This window comes from Lysinibacillus sp. fkY74-1 (assembly GCF_053165895.1).
Window position 1 is genome coordinate 3,357,269 of sequence record NZ_CP170173.1, and the last position, 23,251, is coordinate 3,380,519.

The 23,251-nt window shown below is 37.8% G+C and carries 22 protein-coding genes and 1 pseudogene; 7 read left to right on the forward strand and 16 right to left on the reverse strand.

What is annotated here, in order from left to right; genetic code table 11:
- Positions 1-238: 238 nt before the first annotated feature.
- A pseudogene (locus ACE1MS_RS16500) lies at positions 239-883 on the forward strand (transposase); the annotation flags it as partial.
- A 159-nt stretch (positions 884-1,042) separates the two neighbouring features.
- Here ACE1MS_RS16500 and pheT read toward each other — a convergent pair.
- The 3 genes from pheT to ACE1MS_RS16515 all read right to left on the reverse strand — a co-directional run bounded on the left by pheT (position 1,043) and on the right by ACE1MS_RS16515 (position 5,666).
- Positions 1,043-3,460 (reverse strand): phenylalanine--tRNA ligase subunit beta, encoded by a 2,418-nt coding sequence (pheT, locus tag ACE1MS_RS16505; RefSeq protein ID WP_036217381.1) that lies wholly within the window; start codon positions 3,458-3,460, stop codon positions 1,043-1,045.
- Between the two features lie 12 nt (positions 3,461-3,472).
- Positions 3,473-4,510 (reverse strand): phenylalanine--tRNA ligase subunit alpha, encoded by a 1,038-nt coding sequence (pheS, locus tag ACE1MS_RS16510; protein WP_008179193.1) that lies wholly within the window; start codon positions 4,508-4,510, stop codon positions 3,473-3,475.
- A 391-nt stretch (positions 4,511-4,901) separates the two neighbouring features.
- The gene (locus ACE1MS_RS16515; RefSeq protein WP_012295580.1) at positions 4,902-5,666 is read right to left on the reverse strand and encodes a TrmH family RNA methyltransferase; all 765 of its coding nucleotides are present in this window, start codon (positions 5,664-5,666) and stop codon (positions 4,902-4,904) included.
- A gap of 193 nt (positions 5,667-5,859) precedes the next feature.
- Here ACE1MS_RS16515 and ACE1MS_RS16520 point away from each other — a divergent pair, with 193 nt between their 5' ends.
- Positions 5,860-6,255: a (deoxy)nucleoside triphosphate pyrophosphohydrolase gene (locus ACE1MS_RS16520; RefSeq protein WP_447402486.1), complete on the forward strand. Its 396-nt coding sequence runs from the start codon at positions 5,860-5,862 to the stop codon at positions 6,253-6,255.
- A gap of 7 nt (positions 6,256-6,262) precedes the next feature.
- Here ACE1MS_RS16520 and ACE1MS_RS16525 read toward each other — a convergent pair whose 3' ends face one another.
- From ACE1MS_RS16525 to ACE1MS_RS16535, 3 genes are all read right to left on the reverse strand, one after another.
- Positions 6,263-7,240 (reverse strand): sensor domain-containing diguanylate cyclase, encoded by a 978-nt coding sequence (locus ACE1MS_RS16525; RefSeq protein WP_447402487.1) that lies wholly within the window; start codon positions 7,238-7,240, stop codon positions 6,263-6,265.
- Between the two features lie 26 nt (positions 7,241-7,266).
- Positions 7,267-8,058 carry an alpha/beta fold hydrolase gene (locus ACE1MS_RS16530; RefSeq protein ID WP_447402488.1) on the reverse strand — a complete coding sequence of 264 codons (792 nt, stop codon included), beginning with the start codon at positions 8,056-8,058 and terminating at the stop codon, positions 7,267-7,269.
- A gap of 148 nt (positions 8,059-8,206) precedes the next feature.
- The gene (locus ACE1MS_RS16535) at positions 8,207-9,556 is read right to left on the reverse strand and encodes an FAD-binding oxidoreductase (RefSeq protein ID WP_243432732.1); all 1,350 of its coding nucleotides are present in this window, start codon (positions 9,554-9,556) and stop codon (positions 8,207-8,209) included.
- Positions 9,557-9,721: 165 nt separating this feature from the next.
- On the opposite strand from ACE1MS_RS16535, the gene ACE1MS_RS16540 reads away from it, so the two are divergent.
- The 3 genes from ACE1MS_RS16540 to ACE1MS_RS16550 all read left to right on the forward strand — a co-directional run bounded on the left by ACE1MS_RS16540 (position 9,722) and on the right by ACE1MS_RS16550 (position 11,623).
- Complete coding sequence (locus ACE1MS_RS16540) at positions 9,722-11,131, forward strand: LysM peptidoglycan-binding domain-containing protein (RefSeq protein ID WP_012295585.1); 1,410 nt, start codon at positions 9,722-9,724, stop codon at positions 11,129-11,131.
- 120 nt (positions 11,132-11,251) lie between these two features.
- Positions 11,252-11,419, forward strand: a complete 168-nt coding sequence (locus ACE1MS_RS16545; RefSeq protein ID WP_139015345.1) for a YfhD family protein — start codon at positions 11,252-11,254, stop codon at positions 11,417-11,419.
- 12 nt (positions 11,420-11,431) lie between these two features.
- The gene (locus ACE1MS_RS16550) at positions 11,432-11,623 is read left to right on the forward strand and encodes an H-type small acid-soluble spore protein (RefSeq protein ID WP_012295586.1); all 192 of its coding nucleotides are present in this window, start codon (positions 11,432-11,434) and stop codon (positions 11,621-11,623) included.
- Positions 11,624-11,668: 45 nt separating this feature from the next.
- Here the strand turns inward: ACE1MS_RS16550 and ACE1MS_RS16555 are convergent, their stop codons facing one another.
- Together ACE1MS_RS16555 and ACE1MS_RS16560 are read right to left on the reverse strand one after the other, a co-directional pair.
- Complete coding sequence (locus tag ACE1MS_RS16555; RefSeq protein WP_447402489.1) at positions 11,669-13,819, reverse strand: bifunctional diguanylate cyclase/phosphodiesterase; 2,151 nt, start codon at positions 13,817-13,819, stop codon at positions 11,669-11,671.
- Positions 13,820-14,006: 187 nt separating this feature from the next.
- Positions 14,007-14,549, reverse strand: a complete 543-nt coding sequence (locus tag ACE1MS_RS16560) for an RNA polymerase sigma factor (protein ID WP_012295588.1) — start codon at positions 14,547-14,549, stop codon at positions 14,007-14,009.
- A 236-nt stretch (positions 14,550-14,785) separates the two neighbouring features.
- Here ACE1MS_RS16560 and sspI point away from each other — a divergent pair, with 236 nt between their 5' ends.
- Positions 14,786-14,995 carry a small acid-soluble spore protein SspI gene (sspI, locus tag ACE1MS_RS16565; protein WP_008179231.1) on the forward strand — a complete coding sequence of 70 codons (210 nt, stop codon included), beginning with the start codon at positions 14,786-14,788 and terminating at the stop codon, positions 14,993-14,995.
- A gap of 78 nt (positions 14,996-15,073) precedes the next feature.
- Positions 15,074-16,453: an FAD-binding oxidoreductase gene (locus ACE1MS_RS16570; protein WP_031416415.1), complete on the forward strand. Its 1,380-nt coding sequence runs from the start codon at positions 15,074-15,076 to the stop codon at positions 16,451-16,453.
- A gap of 41 nt (positions 16,454-16,494) precedes the next feature.
- Here the strand turns inward: ACE1MS_RS16570 and ACE1MS_RS16575 are convergent, their stop codons facing one another.
- The 8 genes from ACE1MS_RS16575 to ACE1MS_RS16610 all read right to left on the reverse strand — a co-directional run bounded on the left by ACE1MS_RS16575 (position 16,495) and on the right by ACE1MS_RS16610 (position 23,072).
- A complete protein-coding gene (locus ACE1MS_RS16575; protein WP_447402490.1) occupies positions 16,495-17,007 on the reverse strand; it encodes a GNAT family N-acetyltransferase in 513 nt (170 codons plus the stop codon).
- A gap of 17 nt (positions 17,008-17,024) precedes the next feature.
- The gene (locus ACE1MS_RS16580) at positions 17,025-17,732 is read right to left on the reverse strand and encodes an amino acid ABC transporter permease (protein ID WP_036217391.1); all 708 of its coding nucleotides are present in this window, start codon (positions 17,730-17,732) and stop codon (positions 17,025-17,027) included.
- An 11-nt stretch (positions 17,733-17,743) separates the two neighbouring features.
- Entirely contained in the window at positions 17,744-18,448 is a 705-nt protein-coding gene (locus ACE1MS_RS16585) for an amino acid ABC transporter permease (protein ID WP_031416417.1), read from the reverse strand.
- A 24-nt stretch (positions 18,449-18,472) separates the two neighbouring features.
- A complete protein-coding gene (locus tag ACE1MS_RS16590) occupies positions 18,473-19,291 on the reverse strand; it encodes a transporter substrate-binding domain-containing protein (protein WP_012295593.1) in 819 nt (272 codons plus the stop codon).
- Between the two features lie 19 nt (positions 19,292-19,310).
- Entirely contained in the window at positions 19,311-19,589 is a 279-nt protein-coding gene (locus tag ACE1MS_RS16595) for a glutaredoxin family protein (protein WP_012295594.1), read from the reverse strand.
- A gap of 12 nt (positions 19,590-19,601) precedes the next feature.
- Complete coding sequence (locus ACE1MS_RS16600; RefSeq protein ID WP_012295595.1) at positions 19,602-20,615, reverse strand: LLM class flavin-dependent oxidoreductase; 1,014 nt, start codon at positions 20,613-20,615, stop codon at positions 19,602-19,604.
- 46 nt (positions 20,616-20,661) lie between these two features.
- Positions 20,662-21,990, reverse strand: coding sequence for an LLM class flavin-dependent oxidoreductase (locus tag ACE1MS_RS16605; RefSeq protein WP_012295596.1), 1,329 nt, complete (start codon positions 21,988-21,990; stop codon positions 20,662-20,664).
- Positions 21,991-22,175: 185 nt separating this feature from the next.
- The gene (locus ACE1MS_RS16610; protein WP_447402491.1) at positions 22,176-23,072 is read right to left on the reverse strand and encodes a LysR substrate-binding domain-containing protein; all 897 of its coding nucleotides are present in this window, start codon (positions 23,070-23,072) and stop codon (positions 22,176-22,178) included.
- Between the last annotated feature and the right edge of the window lie 179 nt (positions 23,073-23,251).

Consider the following 23,251-nt stretch of genomic DNA (forward strand, 5'->3'; position numbering starts at 1 on the left):
CTTTCCCGCTTTTCCCGCAGGAGTCGCCGCCCTTCGTTCCCATCAACTTCTACATAAAGTACTCCATCTACATAGGGTGTTGAAAAGTAAATTTTTGAGGTGATAAACGATGATGACGAAGAATCCATCCAATGAACGAGAACAATTAGAAATGTTAACGATTGATCCATTAGTTCCCAACAATCATTTAGTGCGAAAACTAGAGGCTGCTATTGATTTTTCATTTATCTATCCTTTAGAAGGCTTTGTCTTAGGTGCCATTGTGAATCTGGAAAATGTGCACGATAGCCATGTATTGTAGCCACTTGTGGAAAGGGTCATTCAAAACGTTCAAAAACCATTAGCTGTTGCGGCAGACGCAGCCTATAAAACACCAGCGATTACGAACTTTTTGTTAGAGAATTAAATGTTGCCTGTTCTTCCATATACACGTCCTAAAACGAAAGATGGATTCTTCCGAAAGCATGAGTATATATATGACGAGCACTATAATTGTTATCTTTGCCCACAAGGGCAGATATTGAAGTATGCGACAACGACGAAGGAAGGATATCGCCAATATAAATCGAATCCTTTGATTTGTGCGAAGTGTCCATGCCTTTCCCAATGTACAGAAAGTAAGCATCATCAAAAACTCATTCAACGTCATATTTGGGAGTCGTATGTGGAGGAAGCTGAACATTTACGCCATTCCTATGACATCAAACAAATTTATGCCAAGCGCAAAGAAACGATTGAGCGTGTCTTTGCGGATGCAAAAGAAAAGCATGGTAAGCGATGGACAACCTTAAGAGGTCTAAAAAAATGGTCCATGCAGGCGATGCTTACTTTTGCTGCCATGAATTTAAAGAAACTAGCTATTTGGACGTGGCAGACAGCTTAAGAGAGCATCTATGCTCGAAGAGAATGTTGGATAGCAATGATTTACTAAATATTGAAAATAAAAGAGAAAGAAAAATGACAAAAGTCATCGAGAGTAAACTTCTCGATGACTTTTGACTAAGTTTAAGACCATCTAAAACGACAGTCTTTATTATAAATTTTAGCGTACCTCTGTACCGTCGATTGTAGCAATTGCTTTTAGTACTTTATTGTGTGCAGCTACTACTTCTTCATCTGTTAACGTACGTTCTGGGTCGAAGTATGTGAGTGAGAATGCTACAGATTTTTTCCCTTGCTCCATTTTCTCACCTTCGTAAACGTCAAATACACGGATATCCTTCAATAATTTCACGCCGGCTTCATTAATAGCTTTAACGACTTCACCTGCAGTTGTTATACGGTCCATAATGAGCGCAATATCACGAGACATTGCAGGGAAACGAGGTACTGGTGTATAAGCAAGTGGCGCTTCTTGATTTGTTGCATTTAATAGAGCAACGAGATTCATTTCCATGATATAAGTATCTTTTACACCCCATGCTTTTTCCTCTGCAGGATGTAGTCCACCTATGATCCCAACTTGCTCGCCATCTAATAATATGCTAGCTGTACGACCTGGATGTAATCCATCAATTTGTGCTTTTTCAAATGAAATACGATTTCCTAGACCAAGCTTGCCAATGACACCCTCGATAACACCTTTTAAGACGAAGAAATCTACAGCCTTTTTCTCACCTTGCCATGCGTGATCTAGCCATTTCCCTGTAAGGACTGCTGCTAGATGCTCTTCTTCGAAAGGCTGTCCTTCCTCCGATTGACCAAGAAATACTGAGCCAATTTCATATAGTGCTACACTGTCTGCTTGGCGGGCAACATTATAGGCTGCTGCTTCGATTAAGTGTGGAACTAGGCTTTGTCGTAGTGTAGAGCGATCTTCGCTCATAGGCATTAGTAAACGAGTTACTGGCTCGGCTTTCAATGCAAATCGTTGTGACAGCGCATCAGATGTTAATGAATACGTCACAGCTTGATACAGACCAGCACCCTCCATATAGCTACGAACAACACGACGATTAGCTTGATAAGATGTCAAACTACCTACTTGTGTTGCACCTTCTGGTAATGTCATTGGAATCTCATCATAGCCATAAAGTCGAGCAATTTCCTCTACGATATCCTCTTCGATTTTAATATCCTGACGACGTGTTGGTGCATCAATAATTAATAAACCATTTGCAGCTTCTACTCCGAATTTTAGGCGCTCTAAAATAGAAAGCATATCCTCTAATGCGATCTTCATGCCTAAACGTTCGTTAATAAAATCTGGTGAAACGACAACACGTGCTGGTGTTTTGTCTAACTCGTCTACTATACATGTTCCTTCCAATACTTCACCACCAGCTAATGCAGCAAGTAATGTTGCAGCACGTTCGGCAGCAGGTAAAACACGGTTAGGGTCCACCCCTTTTTCAAAGCGAGCAGATGCATCTGATCGAAGGCCAAGATGACGAGATGTTTGACGCACTGTTAAGCCATCGAAATAAGCTGATTCAATGACAACAGTCGTTGTAGAATCCGTTACCTCAGAATTAGCACCACCCATTACACCAGCTATAGCAACTGGCTCTTTGCCATTCGTAATAACTAAATCTGACGCTCTTAATGTACGTTCTTGATCATCCAAAGTTGTGATTTTCTCACCATCTGTCGCTTTACGAACAACGATTTCACCCGTTGCTAGGCTATCATAGTCGAAGGCATGAAGTGGTTGACCATATTCCATTAACACATAATTCGTCACATCCACTACGTTATTATGCGGGCGCACACCTGCTGCCATCAAACGATTTTGAAGCCACATTGGAGACTCACCAATTTTGACATTTTTCACAACTTTTGCGACGTACATTGGATTTGCTTGCATATCTTCCACGCGAAGCTTTAGTAAATCCTCTGCTTTTTCATTGGCAGCTTGATAAGCGATATTTGGATACTTTACTTCCTCTGACAGGATAGCACCCACCTCATACGCTACACCCAGCATTGAAAGTGCATCTGAGCGATTTGGTGTTAAACCAAGCTCTAGCACCGTATCGCGTAAGCCTAGAATGGCTAGCGCGTCAGTTCCTACTTCCGCATCCTCCGGAAGCACGTAAATGCCCTCAGAATAAGCTTTAGGAACAAGCTTTCCTTCAATACCAAGCTCTTGTAATGAACAGATCATGCCATTTGATTCATGTCCTCGGAGTTTGGCCTTTTTAATTTTAATACCGCCTGGCAAATGGGCACCTGGGCGAGCCACAATTACTTTTTGACCAGCATCTACATTGGGAGCACCACAAATAATTTGTTGAGGCTCTTCTTCTCCAACATCAACTTGACAAATATTTAATTTATCGGCTTCTGGATGTTTATCCTTTGATACAACATATCCGACTACAACTTTATCCATTGCATTCGCACGATCAATGACTGCGTCTACTTCAATCCCTGAGCGTGTAATTTTTTCTGCTAATAGCTCAGGTGCTAAGTCCTGTGTATTGACATATTCTTTTAACCATTCTAATGATACTAACATGTTTTATCCCCCTTACGCCTCTGTTCGCTCGAATTGTGATAAGAAACGAGTGTCACTTGTATAGAAATGTCGAATATCGTCGACACCATATTTCAACATGGCAATACGCTCTGCACCAATACCAAATGCGAAACCAGAAACTTTCTTCGGATCATAGCCAGCCATTTCTAAGACGTTTGGATGAACCATACCTGCTCCTAGTATCTCAATCCAGCCAGTGCTCTTACATACGTTACATCCTGCACCACCGCATTTAAAGCATGAAATATCCATTTCAACAGATGGTTCTGTGAATGGGAAGAAGCTCGGACGAAGTCGAATTTCACGTTCAGCACCAAACATTTTTTTTGCTAAGGTATCTAAAGTTCCTTTTAAATCACTCATACGAATATTTTCCCCAATTACTAAACCTTCAATTTGCATAAATTGATGTGAGTGAGTGGCATCATCATTATCACGACGGAATACTTTTCCTGGACAGATGATACGAATAGATTCACCTTTTTTAGCTTCCATAGTACGAGCCTGTACAGGTGATGTATGGGTACGTAATAATATTTCCTCGGAAATATAGAACGAGTCTTGCATGTCACGAGCAGGATGACCCTTTGGTAAATTTAATGCTTCAAAGTTATAGTAGTCCTTCTCTACTTCAGGACCCTCTGCAATTTCATAGCCCATGCCAATAAATAAATCTTCAATTTCTTCAATAACACGTGTCAATGGATGACGATTCCCGACTTTTATTTCACGTCCAGGTAAAGTAACATCAATCGACTCACTTGCTAATTTTTCAGCAATAGCCGCTTCTTCAAGTACAGCAGCCTTTGACTCTAATACTGCCGTTACGTTTTCACGAACATTATTCACTAAAGCACCCATTTTTGGTCGCTCTTCAGCTGATAATTTACCCATACCTTTTAATAAATCAGTAATAGGCCCTTTTTTCCCTAAATATGCAACACGTACTTCATTTAATTCTTTTAGACTTGCTGCCGCTTCAATTTTAGCAAGTGCTTCTTGCTCTAATTGCTTTAATTGCTCTTCCATGTTAAAACCTCCCTAGAAAATTAACGCCTGTTTTTAGGCATAAAAAAACTCGCCCCTAAAAAAGGGACGAGGACATATTCGCGGTACCACCCTAGTTATTGCAAGGCCCAATATCCTTACAATCACTTCATTGACATAACGACTTGATAAAGCCGGCTTACCTTTACAGCATTAGGCTGGTCCCGGTAGCTGCTCACGGGCTGAATTCAAAATTGCATCGGTACGGCGTTGGCTCTCAATCTCCGGCCACACGCTCCCTGTCGTCCATTCACAATTTTTACTACTTCCCGGTCATTGCATTTCATATTTAAACTTACATTTTAGAGTTAATTATACAATAATAAACTGTTGCAAATCAAGGGACAACTAGCAACAAGCATGAATCACTTAATTATCTCACAAAACCATATAGAACTATACCGGTTGCAACAGCTACGTTTAGTGATTCTGCCTGACCCAAAATAGGAATGATTATATTTTGGTCTGTCATTGCTAAAAGCTGTGGCTGAATACCACTTCCTTCATTCCCCATTATAATCGCAAATGCACCAGTATGATGAATGTCGCTATAAGGCACTGCGTCTTCATCCAATGCCGTACCAAATACAGGTACTCCTTGATCCTGTAAAAAGTCGACACATTCTGTTAATTCTTCACGTACTACAGGGATGTGGAAATGTGAGCCTTGTGCAGCTCGTAATGTTTTAGGATTGTAGATATCGGCACAACCCTTCCCTAAAATAACAGCGTCTAACCCAGCAGCATCAGCTGTACGTATCATTGTCCCAATATTACCTGGATCTTGAACAGCATCGATCAATAGCACTTTACGCCAAGATGTCTTCGCTTCCTCCTCTAAAACAGGCTGTTTACAAATAGCAAAAACACCTTGTGACGTTTCTGTTTCAGCAAATTCCTTCGCTACTACTGACGTCACCTCTACAATAGCGATTCCATCAATTGGCCATAGCATCGGTAAATCTACACCTTCACGCACAATAATCTGTAGGACTTGCTCCTTATGTTTTAATGCTTCTTCTATGAGGTGAAAGCCTTCGACTATGAATTCACCTGATCGTTCCCGCTCTTTTCTTGTTGTCGCCAATTTTTTCCAATATTTCACTAACGCATTTTGCGTAGATTCGATTCTCTTCATTGCTACCTATTACCGCCTTTTTCCTATATATTGACCATTATTATACCTTAGGAAATACCAAATTTCATAGCTATGTGAGAAAACTGTTATTTTTCTAAGACAAGTATAATTTTAGTACAGCTCTAATAAATCCATTATGCTATAATCATACATATTTCTCAGTAATTTTACAGTATCAAAAAAGGGGATGCGGATGAAAAAAACAATCCATGTAGTTGGTGCCATAATTGAAAATGATCGACAAGAAATTTTTTGTGCTTTAAGAAATACCCATATGGTGCTCGCTAATTATTGGGAATTCCCTGGTGGTAAAATTGAATCCGGCGAAACTCCTCAGCAAGCACTTTATCGAGAAATCCTTGAAGAATTCAACTGCATCATTCAAGTTGGTGATCCAGTAACGCAAACTCTTTATGAATATGAACCATTTTTCTTTCACCTAGAAACTTATCTAGCCACTATTGTCGAAGGTACTCCACAAATATTGGAACACGCTGAAGCAAAATGGGTTCCTCGTCAGCAATTGCTTGAGCTTTCTTTCGCTCCTGCAGATTTACCTTCCATTCAAAAATTATTAGCGGAACAATAAAACACATTTACTTCATATCATAAAAATGGGTCACTTGGTTACGACCATTTTTTTTCGATGCATACAAGGCATCATCCGCATTCTTTAGCAAGGTCGTACCAGTATCTTTAGATGTGACGGTTGCCAAACCAATACTTATGGTCACTTGACCAGCTGGCCAATGATCTAACGCAACGGTTTTTCTTATTTGCTCCCCTATCTCTTTTGCTGCGGCAATCTCGGTTTCCGGTAAAATCATAACAAATTCCTCACCACCATAACGAACGACGGTATCTTCTTTACGCGCTCGTTGTGTTAATAGCTGTGCCAATTGAGCAAGAACATCGTCACCTACTTGATGTCCAAACGTATCATTAACCTTTTTAAAGTGGTCAATATCAAGAATGCATAGAGAGAAAGGCTTAGCTGATTCATAATAACTATTGAGCTGTTGTTCAAGTTTTTCTTGGAAGAATCTCCTATTTTTTAAACCCGTCAGTTTGTCTGTCTCTGATAATTCAACTAAGGAAGCATTCACGGTTAATAATTTTGCCTGTTGTTGTTCGATTTCTACATATATTTGCTCCAAATTGGCTAACGCCTGTTCTTTTTCTTGGTAGGCTGCCTCTAGTAGCTTCTTAGCTGAACGTAACTCTTGTTCATAATCAATACGCTTTTGCATTTTGACTAAAATACAATCAATTCGCTCTACCGTATCTTCCGTATACAATCTAGCATTCATTAGAAAAGGTATGGCCATACCTTCCTTATGTTTGAGATGAATAAACAATTCCTCTACTTGCTGTTCTAAATTTATCGCCGGATAAAAATAGGAGTGAAAAATTAATTTATTAGGAGTAGATAGAAGTATTTCTAAATGTTGTTGTAGCAAATCCACCTGTTCAAAGCCTATCCATTTTAGTAAGGTGTGATTGACCTCGGCAATCACTCCTTCATGAGTGATGGAAAGAAAACCACAGGGCGCATCATTAAGTTGTTGTTCCATTTACAATAATCCTTTCATTATCTTCTCTACAAAAAATCCATAATACACTGAATGGTTTCATTTGGGTGACTAATGTGAGGGTAATGTCCTTTCGCTTCCATTAAGCTAAAAGTACTGTCTTTAATATGTTTATGTAAATAATCTCCTACACTTATGGGCACAATACTGTCCTCGGAGCATTGTATAATTAAAACAGGGACTGTTACCTGTGATAATTCATTTCGATGATCCGATAAAAATGTTACCTCGGCAAATTCTCTCGCAATGACAGGATCTGCAGATTTAAATGTTTGTTTGAGTTCATCCGTTAATGCTGGATTTTCAGGATTGCTCATTGCGATAGGGGCCATATAACTTGCCCAACCCGCAAAGTTCATTTCCATCATCTCTAATAATTCCGAAATATCACTACGCTCAAATCCACCAATATATTCACCATCATTTAAATAACATGGAGAAGGACCAATCATAATTAATTTTTTAAAGTATTCCGGTCTTTTGATGGATGCAAGTAATCCAATCATGGAACTAATAGAATGTCCTACAAAAACACTTTGCTGTAATTTTAAAGATTCAATAATATCCAATAAATCTTGCATGTAGCCTTCCAAATTTTTATATTTCTCTGATATATAGGCATTTTTATCTGATCTTCCAGAGCCGACATAATCGAATAAGATAATTTTATATTTGTCCATAAATGCAGGCGTAATATAACGCCACATGTTTTGATCACAGCCAAAACCATGTCCAAAAATAATCGATTGATCTCCTTGTCCAACTATTTTTACATGATTACGAACAACAATATTTTCCATCCAACTAACTCCTTTTAGAAATATATGTAATAGTTTTATTGTGAACTTTGGTACGGTAATTATCAAGATTAATTTCCACTTGTAGATTGGACATACTTTGATCATTAAAAAGAGCAGCAATGCGTCCGCATACTGCTCATCATATTGTCTATAACCATTTTCTAATTGGCGGAATACTTTGCGGAAAGTGAAAAACATTAAATGGATCATATTTTGTTTTCACTTCTCTCAGCCTTCTAAAATTACGACCATAATAGGCTGTTGGCCAATCCTGAATAAATCGATCTGGGAAATTGACATAATCACCAGTGGTATATGGAGATAAAGCTCTTCGTATGTTCTCCACCCATTCGATATTTTTCTTTTCTTCAGCTGGCTTTTTCCAAGAAGTATTGTATTCTTGAGCCATTATTGCATTTCGGTAATAATAGGCTGTGCGAGTTGGCGAAATTTCACTGACTGCTCCTCTTAAGGATTGTTGCCAAATTGTCGTATTTGGATTAGGGGCAAGCGTTAAAAAATCCTTCATTCTTTTAATGGCCTCAAAAGGAAGTGGTCTCTCTATAAAGGAACCTGATCTTTTATAGAGAACTGGTTGATTACCACTCGGTAGATCAAAAAATTCTACAGCCTTGATATAGGGTACTTCCTTTATCCATATATTTGTTGGTGAACCTGCCTTCCTTAGAGGTCGAAGAAGTTTTTTTAACTCAGCTGTAGGACCCACAAATTCCCCTTGTGCTACAACCTCTCCAACTTCCTTAGTCTTTAACTCAATTTGCGATGTCAAACGCTTATCGGTAAAGGGAGCCCATTTTTGCCAAGTATTAAAAGCAAGCTCAAAATCGTCCCATCCCCATGTGATAGAAAAGAGCGAAACTTCACTGATAGCATGAAGCTTGAATGTTAATGAAGTAACAATCCCAAAATTACCGCCGCCGCCACCACAACTTGCCCAAAAGAGGTCATTATGATTTTGCCTATTTGCTTGGATGATTCTAGCCCCATCCTGTCCACTTGCCGTCACTATCTCTACTTCGAGGAGATTATCACAAGTTAGCCCAAAAGGTCGTGACAGCATGCCAATCCCCCCACCAAGAGTTAAGCCAACTACACCAACGCTACTTTCTGTGCCAGCAGGTATCGTTACACCATTTTCCCATAATTCTCTGTACACCTTTCCTAAATTGGCTCCAGCACCGATTTTGACCGACATATCTTGCAAATTAATAGCCATGTGATTCATATCACTTATATCAATGACAAGTCCTTTATTTAATATCGAATAATTTTCATAGCTATGGCGGCCACTGCGAACCCTGAAAGGTTCATTGTTTTCTCTTGCCCATCTCAAGGCATTCACCACATCTTTTGTTCTTTGACAAAATACAATTATTCTCGGATATTTTGGATTACTTAAATTATTATTCGTCCTGGCTTGTTCATAATTCGGATCTTCAGGAGTAACGATTCTGCCTGTAAGTTTCGCTTTTTTCACCTCAAACCCCTTTCCTATCATACCTAACTTATGTCATATCCTATGCTAGGTATCATAGGGAAAGAATTTGAAGTTTTAAGCATTTTACTTTTCTCTTATAAAAATACTCATTTCTTCATTTGAATCATATGATGCAGTAATGAACTATCATGTAGGAGGTGTTCTATGATTATTCATGTAGTAAGTGCTGGGGAAACGCTATGGCATATTGCCAATCGTTATGGGGTATCTGTGCAATCTATTACCTTATTAAATGCGTTAGCCACACCAGATCAATTAGCCATCGGACAATCACTTGTTATACCGTCACCCTATACCACCTATACCGTTAAAAGCGGAGATACATTATGGGCAATTGCACAGCAATTTGGCGTTCCGCTAGAAGCCATCATTGCAGACAATCATCTAACTAACCCTGATATGTTAACCCCTGGCACTAAATTAATTATTCCACCAATCATTCATATTGTGGAGCCTGGAGAAACTTTATGGCAAATAGCTCAAGAGTATGAGACGACCATCCAAGCAATTGTTGCTGTAAATCATATAAACAACCCTAATATGATTTATGTCGGCGCTCAGTTAATCATCCCTAGAAAATTACCCCTCATTGAAGTAAATGCTTATTCTTACCAACCATCTGAGGAAGCGATTGATTCCATTAATGCCGTTGGTCATCTACTTACTTATTTTAGTCCTTTTGCATATATGATGAAGGAAGACGGTACACTACAGCCTATAAACGACGAAAAAATGATAGCAGCTGCACAGGCTAAAAACATCATTCCTATGCTAACGCTCACTAATTTTACTTCTACAGAGGGTGGCTCTAATTTAGCACATGTTGTCTTGTCCAATGAAGATTTACGTGTCAAGGTGATGAATAATGTTTTGCAAGTAATGCAAGAGAAGGGCTATCAAGTTTTGAATATTGATTTTGAAAATGTTTTACCAGCAGATCGAGAAAATTACAATGCGTTTATACAATTAGCTGCGGATACGCTTCATCCAATGGGCTATCTCGTGTCAACTGCACTCGCACCTAAAACAAGTGCAACGCAAGCTGGAACGTTATATGAAGCACACGATTACGCGGCGCACGGTCGAATAGCAGATTTTGTGGTTTTGATGACCTATGAATGGGGGTATCGCTTTGGTTCTCCTCAAGCGATTTCCCCTATTAATGAGATGAGAAGAGTTGTGGAATATGCACTGACAGAAATACCAGCAAATAAAATTTTATTAGGCTTTGAGCTATATGCTCGTGATTGGCTATTACCCCATGTCAAAGGCCAAGAAGCCGAAACTTTTAGTCCACAGCAGGCTCTTAATCGAGCCATTGAATATGGCGCTACTATCCAATTTGACCAAACAGCACAATCCCCATTCTATCGTTATGTCGATGAACAAGGGAGAAATCACGAGGTATGGTTTGAAGATGCAAGAAGTGCCCAAGCTAAATTTGACTTAGTCAAACAATATAACCTTCGAGGAATTAGTTATTGGGCTTTAGGTTTCCCATTTCCACAAAATTGGGTACTTTTAAATGAAAATTTTTCTATAATAAAACCTTAGCTTTTTCTTATTGTGTACTCAACTAATAAAGATATGCTACATTTTCCCGATTTTTTCCCATGATAAAAAGCTCATTTCAAAGCCATATTAAGATATATCAATTTGAAAGGAGCAACTCACATGGGAAGAGACAATAAACAAGGTCAAAGTAACAATAAAGGTTCATTACCTCAAACACCAAAAAATCAGAAGATCGCCCCTAATAAGGTTAGCGAGGAATTTTCTCAAGAGTTCATGGAGCTGATTAATTCAGTAACCCAAAATCAGCACAATAAGAAGAAAAAATAAGGGGGTCTTCTGTTGGATTATCAACGTGCACATGAAATTGTCGCCTCACCGTTAGAATATGAAGTGAGCTATAATGGTGTATCCGTTTGGATTGATAAACTCCATGATGATGAGAAAACAGCGACTGTTCACCTACGACGCTCTTTAGAGGAGCGTTCTGAAGTAGATATATCCGAACTGAAGGAAGAATATCTCGTTCACTAGAAAAGAAAGAACCTGCTTCATCACTATGCAGGTTCTTTGCATTGCTTACACACTATAATTTTCTTTATATTGAAGCTGCATCAAGACGTCATTTACATGGTGGTGCAAATCATGAAAGGTTTCCGAAATTTGCTGAGGTGAAATCGGTTTACTAAATAAGTAACCTTGAATATAATCACATCCACCTTCCATCAGAAACGAAAGCTGTTCAACCTCTTCAATCCCCTCCGCCACAACCTTCAAGCGTAAATGCTTGGCCATCGAAATAATCATCGATACAAGTGCTTCATCATTTGGATTATGTGGAACATTTCTAATAAAAGTGCGGTCAATTTTTAGACAATCTATTGGAAAATCCTTTAAATAGGATAAAGATGAATATCCTGTTCCAAAATCATCTACTGCTATTTGAATGCCAAGCGCCTTTAATTCATGCAGTAGCTGTGTCATTTGATCAATATTCATTGTCATACTTTCTGTAATTTCTAATTGTAGATAATGAGCATCCAATTTTGAATGTTGTAATATTCCAGCCACCATTTCAACTAAATCCTGTTGAAATAATTGTCCAAGTGAAAGATTAACAGCTACTTTGATTGGAGGTAACCCTTGTTCCTCCCATTGTTTCGCTTGCTGACAGGCTGTTTCTAATATCCATTTTCCAAGAGGAATAATAAGACCACATTCTTCAGCAATCGGAATAAATAATTCAGGTGACACAAACCCCCGACTTGGATGTCGCCAGCGTACTAATGCTTCAACAGATTCAATCGCACCACTCTTTAAATTTACCTGTGGTTGATAATCTAAATAAAATTCATTATTGGCTAATGCATTATGTAAATCTTGCTCAAGCAATATACGATCTGCAATTCCTTTAGACATGTATGGCTTATAAAAAAGAAATCTTTGAGGTATTTGTCTAGACTCTCGCATGGCTAGTTGGGCATGCATCAATAGCTCTTCCCCCGACCACTTTTCCTCTTGTAGGGCAATTCCCATATTCAAATTGCCATTTAACGAAAATAATTGTACCTGTAAAGGTTTTTTCATGGCACTTTTTAGATTTAAGCAAAATTGTAATAGCTCCTCAACAGTCTTTACATGGTGAATGTAAATGACAAATTGGCCCTCTTGTAGTTTGGTCGCAAAATAGTGCGGTGGTAAAATCGTTTGAATACGGTCTGCCACTAACTTCATCATTTTATTAGAATGACTGATTCCTATGGAAGAACGAATGGCTGCAAACCGATCAATTTCTATCGCAATGATTGCCTTTTGAAGTTCGTTTTCATGTAATTTTTCCTTTAATGTTTTAAGTAATAAATGCTCATTTGGCAATAGTGTAATATCATCATGATAGGCTTGAAATTGAAGCTCCCGTTGTGATTGTTCAAGATCTTTTTTGATTTTCAACAGTTGTTGAAACGGCTTTTCAACCGATGTATAATAAATTGCCTTTAAGAAAAAGTAAAATGCTAAAAATTGATAAATAAGGGCGGAGAAATCCCAAATAGCATGTGTATCTTGGCTTATTATAAAAAGCGTATCACTTACAATAAGCGATATAGCCGCACTGATGAGCCACATGGAACGCTTTGGCATTTTCTTAAAAAACCTACTAATAATATTTATTGTGATCAGTTGAAGAACAATAGAAAATAGGTGTACCATATTATCAATAGGATCTATCCATTGTACTGGCAAAAATTTTGGTGAAATAAAAACTAGGAGAATACTTGCTATAACAAAAAGTAGAGAACCGCTATAACTAAGGATTCTATACTTTATTGTTAATTGTTTTTTAGGATATAAAATAATGAATAAAAAACCAAGTGATAAGTAAAAACGTATTAAGATATGTAAAGTGCCATCTATATAGTCCCATTTAATATAATGGTTATGGCTAAAAAATAAACTTACTAATTCAAGTAATGCTAAAATAAAAAACACATTTCCTATGTATAAAGTCTGATTGGATAGTAAGTGAGAAAATACTAAATAGGATTGTATGGCTATTGCCATTGTAAACACAATAATCAATACTTGTATAATCAATTTTAAATTTGTATAAATTTCACCTTGAAAAACATCATATACTTGATTGCTAAAAATTAATAATGGTATGACCAGTAGTAATGGTAATACCATGTACCAAACCTCTTTTTTATCGATCTGATTAAACCATTTGCCCAACACAAACCCTCCATACTACTATGTAAAATCACTAGGTATTTTTAACTACTGCAACTGAATAATTTATGTAAAATTGTATTTTTCTTTGACTACTTACAAATCATAACACTTTTATCGTAATTTGTATGCAGGCAAGAGAAGCATGCTAATATTCATTTTGTTACAATATTAGCATACTTTTGATATATTATTGCTTTTTTTCCACTCTAGAATCCTTATTTCTTAACTTCTTAATGATTCTTTCCCTTCTTTTTTTACTGGCTGCTACGGAAAAACCTAGTATATTAGCGATGTCTTGATCACTGCGATCTTCTACATAATATAAATATAAGATGCTTCTTTCTACCTGTTTTAACTGTCCTATCAAATTCTCTAGAAAGTTGGAACTTTGTGGATGGTTATATTCCTCTCGCTCGAACTCACTACGAAGAAAATCAAGTGTTTCATCATCAACTGTTGCTATTTTCTCTAAATAGTTTTTTTCCTTTATTAATTCATTTAATATTTCTCCTTTTATGTTGGAATAAATATAACCAGATAATTGTCCTTTTGCTGGATCTGCTTTTAACCATGCCCTCCAAACAGCAATAGTCGCTACTTGGCGATAATAATCATAATCTTTATAAATTCTAAAGTTTGTAAGAATAGAACTAATCATCGGTTGCACACTTTCCAATATTTCCTCAAATGATTGGGTAGTTGTGGGCTTTCGATTGTTATGGATAGTCATTTGTCTCTTCCTGTCAACTATGCACAGTCCGATATTCCTAGGTGATGTTATCTTAAAATGGATATATATAAAAATCGAATGTTCACTTTTATCATTTAATCGCTCAATATGATTCAAATTACTAGCAGTATTCATCATAATTACACCTTGTTTTTGTAAAATTGAACTATTTTCTTTGGTATTTCGTACATATTAAAACGATACTTGGACAAATTACTATTAAGGAGGCGAAATAGATGAATTTTCAAATTAGAGATGCGATTACAGCCAATGTACACGGTCAATCTGCAGCAGAAATTAAAGATATTGTTGAAGATGCCATTAGCCGTGGAGAAGAGCATTTACTCCCAGGACTTGGGGTATTTTTTGAAAAATGGTGGAAGCAATCAAGCTCTACTGAACAAGAAGCATTCGTTCAAAAGTTAGAAAAAGCATTTGCAAACTGATTTTTTATAAGCAATGCATTCCCTTTCCAATAAATGCATGATAATGTTTTACTTATCAGAAAATTTGGAGGGATTGGAATGACTGTTGTAGTAGAATTTATTGTCAATCAACTCAAACAGGTATTATTAGAAGAGCAAGTGTCAACAAACGAAACGGTACGACAGCTACATGGTAAGGATGAATCCCATCATGCGATGAGCTTACCTGATATCGTTGTTTTTCCACGTTCCACCGCTGATGTCAGTGCCATCTTAAAAGTCGCGCATGCACAACGTGTTCCGGTTGTACCATTCGGTGTTGGCTCAAGTCTAGAAGGAAATGCAATTCCCATTGCAAATGGTATTTCAATCGATTTCTCTGAAATGAATGCTATTTTAGAAGTTAGACCTGAAGACCTTCTTGTAAAAGTACAGCCAGGCGTCACACGTTCACAATTGAATAAAGAATTAAAAAAGCATGGGCTACAATTTACAGTGGACCCGGGTGCTGATGCCACACTAGGTGGTATGGCAGCTACTAATGCTAGTGGCACTACTGCTGTTCGCTACGGTGTTATGCGCGATCAAGTTCGTGATTTAGAGGTAGTATTGGCAGATGGCTCTGTGATTCATACTGGAAATTTAGCAGCGAAGTCCTCTTCTGGCTATCATTTAAACGGTTTATTCGTTGGCTCAGAAGGTACGCTTGGTTGCTTTACTGAGCTTACACTGAAAGTATATGGAATACCTGAATTTGTGACCGCAGGACGGGCTGTTTTTAATACAGTGGGCGATGCTGTCAGTTCCGTCACTGCATTATTACAAACAGGAATAATGGTTGGTCGGGTGGAGTTAGTTGATGAAGCCTCCATTCAACAAGTCAATACTTATCATGACATATCCTTTAACGAAAAGCCGACACTATTTTTAGAGTTCCAGGGTAATGAGGCAGGTATGCATGCAGATATAGCATTTGCCACAGAAATTTTTAAGGATTTTCATTGCCTATCTGTTGAATTTGAACAGGATAATGCTGGACGTAATAAACTTTGGGAAGCACGCCATTCATTGGCCTATGCCTATATGCATGCTCATCCTGGTAAAAAGCTTATGTCAACAGATGTTTGTGTTCCTATTTCCATGCTTGCCGAAACCATTTTATATGCAAGGGAGCAGCTAAATAATGTGGGATTAGTAGGAGGAATTGTCGGGCATGTAGGAGACGGTAACTTTCATGCGCTATTAATGTTAAACCCCGATGATGCGGAGGAGCAGACAAAAGCCGATCGCTTCAACGAGCAAATTGTTCAATATGCTCTGCTTCGAGGTGGCACATGTACAGGAGAACATGGTGTTGGCATTGGTAAGATGAAATATCAAGCTACTGAACATGGTACCTCTCTTGCAGTGATGAAAAGTATTAAGATAGCACTTGACCCCCTTAACATAATGAATCCCGGGAAAGTCTTCTCCCTATAACCATAAACAAACCGCCGATTCCAACAATCAGCGGTTTTTATTTATAAATCATAGCGGAAGCTCTTTACTAATATATCTCCCTTATAAAATTCCTTTGACTCGTCTCTTACAAAACCTAAAGATAAATAAAGATTAATAGCAGCCTGCATAATATCTCCTGAATGCAAGTATAGTGCCTGATCCTGTCTCTTTCTTGCAAAGGCAAAGCTTTCATGCAATAATTTCTTAGCAACTCCCTGCCCTCTTCCTTTTGGATGAACCCCCAATAAACGAACGATGGTCGATTGTATATTAAGCTCTGGCAGCCCATATGCTCTCTCTGCATCGGTAAATAATTGCAGTCCCCCTAAAATCTCATCCCCTCTCCTTGCTATTAGAATAGTTTGGGCGTTTGGATTGCCAACGGATGCTCGAATATCATTTAAATAGGACGCCCATTGCTCTGGGTCCTTATAATCCTTTTCATATTGCCCATAGCTTTCTACTAAAACCTTACGATAATCTGCATACTCTTCCTCTTGTAAATGTTCAATAACAATTTCCGCTGTTGTCATATATTTTCCCCTTTCAACTAAAGCCCACTTTTACTATAGGCCATTACTCTTTTTTCAATACGATGTGAGATCGATTCTGTAATAATCGAAATCCCCCAATAAATGATACCAACCGCAATGAAAGCCTCTAAAAATTTCAAGTTCACAGAAGCAACAATGTTCGCCACTCCTGTCAATTCTTTGATGGACAGAAAAAAAGCTAATGATGTGGCATGTAAAAAACCAATAAAGACATTAGTAAAGTTAGGAATTGACTTACCAAATGCTTGTGGTAAAACATAACGTCGCATTGCTTGTGTAAATGTTAAACCTATTGCATATGCCGCTTCTAATTGCCCTTTGGGGACACTTAAAATACCAGAGCGAATAATTTCCGATGCATATGCCCCTGCACTGAATGTGAGTGCAAGTATTACAAAAAATAATATAGGAATTGAACTAGATTGAAATGATAAGTGAAAAGTATTTACCACACCATCCACTAGCATGGGTAATCCAAAATAAACAAGCATGATATGCATAATAATAGGTGTGCCTCTGAAAAAGGAAACATAAAAATTTAAGAAGGGCGTCAAAAATCTTATTTGTTTTATCCGTACAAAGGCTACCATAATTCCAATTACAATACCCAAAAAAACTGGGGTAAATGTCATGAATAGTGTTAGCGGTATTACTTTACTAATTTCTCGTAAAGCCTCCATCACAAATACAATATCAATGGTCATAGCACATCCCCCTAATAAGTTTCAACTTCTTTTGGCATATAGCGATTGAAATAACGTTCATTGAATTTGAATATTTTTTCAAGAATTATGACAATCGCAAAGTAAACGATCGATAATGCCACATATATTTCAAAAGCCCGTGTTGTGGACGCAATTAAAGTCTCTCCTCGCCCAACCATATCCATTACACCTATAGAAAAAGCGAGTGAGGTATCTTTTAATGAACTAATCATGGTGTTCGCTATATTTGGAAAAGCAACGCGGATTGCTTGAGGGAAAACAATTCGCAAAAAGGCTTGAGGCCCGTTTAAGCCCACGGAAAAGGCTGCTTCTATTTGCCCACGATCAACAGTTAATATGGCTGCACGAAATATTTCAGCAAAGGCTGCCGCATTGCTCAGTGTATACGTAATAATGACAAAATACATAGCATCCAATCGAGTAACATCAATATGAATGAGCTTTAGGAGTGCTGGTACTCCATAAAACACTAAAAACAATTGCACTAAGATTGGTGTGCCACGAATAAATGAAATATAAATTGTAATAATTTGCTTTAATAGCGCTACGTTTAAAAGCTTTGGTATTGCTAGCATAATTCCTAGCACTATACCAAAAATTATGGAGAACACTAGTATTTCTGCAGTTACTGGTAAATACTGAAGCAATGTTGGAAGTACTTTCGCAATGAGTACAAAATCAAGATTATTATCCATGCCTCTTTCTTCCTTCCTTGATTGTTAGAAGTCTACTGTATAATCATCACCTAACCATTTCTTACTTAGTTTGCTAATAACCCCCTCTTTCTTCAGCTCAACAATAGCCTCATCTAAACGCTCTTGTAACTTCACCTCATCCTTATTTAATAAGAAATAAACCTTCGAATTTAATAATGCATCCCCAACAACCTTTTGCTGTGCTTCATTGCTTTCGTTATAGTATTTCACGGCAAAGGGTGTCGTAATAATGGCATCAATACGGCCACTTGCTAGTTGATTATTGACATCGACTGAACCTGAAGAATACACGATATTCGCGCCTAAATGATGGTCCTTATTATATTTTTCAAGAAAGACAGCGGAGTTACTTGTTGGCGAAACACTTACGTTTTTCCCTTTCAAATCTTCAATAGATTGGATCTCATTATTTTTTTCATTTACTGTCACCTTTAATGGGAAAACATTATACGGTTCTTTATTAAATAAAAACTTTTCCTCTCGTTCACTATTAACTTCCATTTGATGGGCGATGAAATCTATTTTTCTTGTTTCTAAACTTAGTAATAAATTTGAAAATTCCATTGTTTTCAAGTCAAATTCATACTCAGGTAACTTTTCATCAATTGCTCGAACTAGCTCCACATCATAGCCGGTTAAGTTGCCTTTTTCATCGATAAAACAAATATTTGGAAACTGTGTACCTGTACCAACGATAATTTTTTGGACATCTTCTCCTCCTTGCGCTGTTTTTTGTTCATTCGAATCTCCGTCCGATTTTTCTACACATGCTGTTAAAAGCGCCGTCAGCAAAAGTAGCATATAAAATAATATTTTTTTCATATAATTTCCTCTCCTTCTTCTATGTTTGTGAGGGTAAGCTCACGGCAAGTGCATTCTTTACGTGTTCTAAACCAATTTCTGTTATGGCTCTATAGACACCACTTTCTCTCGAGCCAATTTCTACAATGGGCACGTAACGAACACCATATTTTAAGTCAAGAATATCTCTAAATGAATCATGATTTGTTACATCTACCGTTTTATAAGGAAGGTGCTGTTCTTGTAAATACGCTTTTATATCATCGCAATAGCTGCATCCCTGCTTTGACCAAACAATTATATCTCTAGTCACACTCATTATTTTTCCTCCTTATCTTACTGTTACTTGTTGCTGCAACTTTAAATGAATAGGACTTAAAAGTTCAAAGGAGCGTTGCCGTTCAAATTCCTTTCGTACAGGCGTGTGCAAAATGAACTCATCTATTTGGTATTGAACGTGAAAATGATCAAGTAGATTTTTAATTTCTTCTGGTGATCCATAAACAATATCCGCATCATATTGTTTGACCGTATATTCCTCTCCAGACTCCTGCCCAAATTTTTCTGCTAGCTCTACGGATTGTAGAGTCAACGTCCTACCGCTTGCTAAATGAACTTTTGTAATTTTTTGGTCTTCTATCAGTCCCTTTGCTTCTTTATTTGTAGGTGCTGCAACAGCTGCGATTGAGACCACAAAGTGGCCTTTAGGATGATGTTCACGATAAATACTAGACGCCTGTGCTAGTAATTCATTGTCACTATTAATAAATCGTGCAAAGACGAATGCAATACCAAGTCTTCCAGCAAGTTCTGCACTTTGTGGACTTGCCCCTAATAAGAATAGTGCCGGACTTACTTTTGGGATAGGTGTGGCTTGCACACCATGAAGATCATGATCCGTAGGTACATTTTGTTCAATTAATTGCTGTAAAAATGTGAGTCTCTTTTCAAAATCCTCGCCTTGATTGAGCGTGCCATATTGTAAGGCTTTTGTAGAAAGCGGTAAACCACCTGGTGCCTTCCCAACACCTAAATCAACACGCCCCGGCTCTAAGGATGAAAGGACATGAAAATTTTCAGCTACTTTGTATGGACTGTAATGCTGGAGCATGACTCCTCCAGAACCAATACGAATAGATGCGGTTTTTGCAAGTAAATAGGACACTAATACTTCGGGAGATGACCCTGCTAGTGCATCCGAATGATGATGTTCCGATACCCAAAAACGAGAGTAGCCTAACTGCTCTGCATTCTGTGCCAATGCGACAGTTTTTTGTAATGTTTGCTCATTTGTAGCTCCATCCATAATTGGACTTTGATCTAATATGCCTAATGTATAACTCATACACAGCCTCCTTAATTTCACTTATTCAAATAAATTTACTAGGTTTTTAAACAGACTGTTTGATATACCTACTTTTCTTAAATGGCAATCCTAAATTTCCACGCAATGTATCAGCTTCATAGTCTTCTCGATAAAGCCCTCTAGCTTGTAATATCGGTACTACTTTATCAACAAAATCCTCTAAGGCACCTGGTACCGTTACACCGATTATGAAGCCATCTGCTGCCTCCTGCTCAAACCATTCCTGTACAAGATCAGCCACTTGCTCTGCCGTCCCAAAAAATGCCGTTTTCGGAGTCGCCTCACGTAAAGCAACTTGACGTAATGTAAGCCCCTCCTGCTTAGCATAGCGTTTAATATAATCAGTCGTACTTCTAAAGCTATTTGACCCAATTTCTCCCAGCTCTGGAAACGGCGCATTCACATCATACTGTGTAAAATCATGATGATCGAAGTAACGACCAAGATAAGCCAAAGCACGGTCAATGGAAACTAATTCAACGATTTCCTGATACTTTGCCTCTGCCTCCTCTACTGTATCGCCAATGATTGGAGAAATACCCGGAAAAATCTTTACTTCATCTGGATTTCGCTTAAATGCTGCAACCTCAGTCTTTACTCTTTTATAAAACTTTTGTGATTCTTCTATAGATGTCCCATGTGTAAAAATGGCATCTGCATCCTTAGCAGCCAATCGAATCCCAGCATCAGATGCACCCGCTTGGAATATAACTGGCTGGCCTTGCCTTGTTCGCCCAATATTTAGTGGACCTTGGACTGAAAAATACTGCCCTTTATGATGTAACGTGTGTAATTTTTCTGGATCAAAAAATTGGTCATTTTCGACATCTGCAATAAATGCATCATCTTCCCAGGAGTCCCATAATCCTTTAACAACCTCTAAATATTCTTCGGCGATTTGATAACGTTCTGCATGACTAGGATGTTGATCTATTGTTTTATTGTAGTTCAAAGCTGTACTTTCTAAAGGAGTAGTTACCACATTCCAGCCTGCACGCCCTGCACTAATATGATCTAAAGAGGCAAATTGACGTGCCACTGTGAATGGTTCGCTATAGGATGTCGATACCGTTCCAACTAGCCCTATATTATTGGTTGCTAATGCTAATGCCGATAATATCGTAATAGGCTCAAAACGATTTAAAAAATGAGGAATCGATTTTTCATTAATAAATAAGCCGTCCGCAATAAAAGCAACATCAAATTTCCCTTCCTCTGCTTTTTGAGCCTGCTGAATATAAAAAGGCAAGTTGACACTTTGATTGCTCGCTACCTTTGGATGACGCCAGCTTGAAATATTACCACCTACTCCGTGAATAATTGCTCCCAAACGAATTTTGTCTTGTCTAGCCATATCAATTCCTCCTTATTTTTATTTTTTACTAAACATAGTGGTTAAGTATGTTTTCGAGTTAAAAAAATATTTATTTACGATCATTCATAAATAAATTTGGATTGAGAATGATATTACAGTTCATTCAGACAATATGCAATAGGTTAAGTAATAGAAAAAATTTATCGGCTACATAAAAAATTTTATCACTCCATCATTTGTCCCCTTTCAAAATCCTTCGCTGTATGACAAATTGTCTCCCAAAAATCTGAAATCAATGTATCTTTATTTTTATAAGTTAGGAATATATGTTGATTCATATCCAGTAAATGCTTCACATCTACCTCAACAAATTCGCCGCTTTCAAGCTCATTTTTGACACAAAGCTGTGGTAAAAAGCTAATATAGTTTTTTGTGCGAATGAAGGCCTTAGCGATTTCTAAATGATCTGTTCGAACCTCTATATTGGCTGCTACACCCTCTACCTCGAACATTTTATGCACATAATTCCAATCAAACGCTCCACACTCAAAAAACACCATTTTCTGTTGTGCCAATTCTTTCGCCTCGATGCATTCATATTGTCGTAAAGGATGTTCACAATGCTTCACAAGTTTCACTGCATTTTTTAATAATAACTCGTTGAATATTCCTTCTCTGTGCACATACTGAATGAAAGCTACATGTATTTGGTGACTCTCCAATTTTTCTAATAGCATAGCTGTTGAGCCTGTCACCAATTGAAAACGCAAATTAGGAAATTGTTCTTTCCATTTAGGTAACGCATCCGCTAAAAAATACTGAGCTGTTACGCCATTTGCACCAATACATACATCGTCTGTTTCCTGTGTCTTTTCCAATTGCTTCTTTCCTTGCTGAAATGTTTGCACGATTTGAGTGGCGAAAGGTAAGAAATCTTTGCCTTTATCTGATAAGGTTACACTTCGTCCCTCTCGATAAAATAATTCAACCCCTAGCTCCCTCTCCAATGATTTGATACGTGCAGTCACCGTCGGTTGAGAAAGAAACAAAGCGTTGGCTGCCTTATGCGTACTCTTGTAATGGACAACATATAAAAAAGCCTCTATATGGTCTATATTCATGTGAGTTCCATCCCTTCACTCCTTATTTAAATCTATTATATAAATAATTTTTTATATTCTCTATACTTTATAGGAAAACTTAGTTTTTAGTCCTCTATCACTCCATACAAAAGAAAAAAGTAACCCAGCGTCTCCCAGGTTACTTGACTATGTAGCGATGTAGCCATCCATCTTGACAA

What these genes read in the sequence shown, in the direction of transcription:
- ACE1MS_RS16545 (WP_139015345.1), top strand. Translation starts at nt 11,252, where the DNA reads ATGGGAAGAGACAATAAACAAGGTCAAAGTAACAATAAAGGTTCATTA.
- ACE1MS_RS16525 (WP_447402487.1), bottom strand. Translation starts at nt 7,240, where the DNA reads ATGGAACAACAACTTAATGATGCGCCCTGTGGTTTTCTTTCCATCACT.
- ACE1MS_RS16585 (WP_031416417.1), bottom strand. Translation starts at nt 18,448, where the DNA reads ATGGATAATAATCTTGATTTTGTACTCATTGCGAAAGTACTTCCAACA.
- ACE1MS_RS16590 (WP_012295593.1), bottom strand. Translation starts at nt 19,291, where the DNA reads ATGAAAAAAATATTATTTTATATGCTACTTTTGCTGACGGCGCTTTTA.
- pheS (WP_008179193.1), bottom strand. Translation starts at nt 4,510, where the DNA reads ATGGAAGAGCAATTAAAGCAATTAGAGCAAGAAGCACTTGCTAAAATT.
- ACE1MS_RS16520 (WP_447402486.1), top strand. Translation starts at nt 5,860, where the DNA reads ATGAAAAAAACAATCCATGTAGTTGGTGCCATAATTGAAAATGATCGA.
- ACE1MS_RS16570 (WP_031416415.1), top strand. Translation starts at nt 15,074, where the DNA reads ATGACTGTTGTAGTAGAATTTATTGTCAATCAACTCAAACAGGTATTA.
- ACE1MS_RS16540 (WP_012295585.1), top strand. Translation starts at nt 9,722, where the DNA reads ATGATTATTCATGTAGTAAGTGCTGGGGAAACGCTATGGCATATTGCC.
- sspI (WP_008179231.1), top strand. Translation starts at nt 14,786, where the DNA reads ATGAATTTTCAAATTAGAGATGCGATTACAGCCAATGTACACGGTCAA.
- ACE1MS_RS16580 (WP_036217391.1), bottom strand. Translation starts at nt 17,732, where the DNA reads ATGACCATTGATATTGTATTTGTGATGGAGGCTTTACGAGAAATTAGT.
- ACE1MS_RS16605 (WP_012295596.1), bottom strand. Translation starts at nt 21,990, where the DNA reads ATGGCTAGACAAGACAAAATTCGTTTGGGAGCAATTATTCACGGAGTA.
- ACE1MS_RS16600 (WP_012295595.1), bottom strand. Translation starts at nt 20,615, where the DNA reads ATGAGTTATACATTAGGCATATTAGATCAAAGTCCAATTATGGATGGA.
- ACE1MS_RS16610 (WP_447402491.1), bottom strand. Translation starts at nt 23,072, where the DNA reads ATGAATATAGACCATATAGAGGCTTTTTTATATGTTGTCCATTACAAG.
- ACE1MS_RS16530 (WP_447402488.1), bottom strand. Translation starts at nt 8,058, where the DNA reads ATGGAAAATATTGTTGTTCGTAATCATGTAAAAATAGTTGGACAAGGA.
- ACE1MS_RS16515 (WP_012295580.1), bottom strand. Translation starts at nt 5,666, where the DNA reads ATGAAGAGAATCGAATCTACGCAAAATGCGTTAGTGAAATATTGGAAA.
- ACE1MS_RS16595 (WP_012295594.1), bottom strand. Translation starts at nt 19,589, where the DNA reads ATGAGTGTGACTAGAGATATAATTGTTTGGTCAAAGCAGGGATGCAGC.
- ACE1MS_RS16560 (WP_012295588.1), bottom strand. Translation starts at nt 14,549, where the DNA reads ATGACTATCCATAACAATCGAAAGCCCACAACTACCCAATCATTTGAG.
- ACE1MS_RS16575 (WP_447402490.1), bottom strand. Translation starts at nt 17,007, where the DNA reads ATGACAACAGCGGAAATTGTTATTGAACATTTACAAGAGGAAGAGTAT.
- pheT (WP_036217381.1), bottom strand. Translation starts at nt 3,460, where the DNA reads ATGTTAGTATCATTAGAATGGTTAAAAGAATATGTCAATACACAGGAC.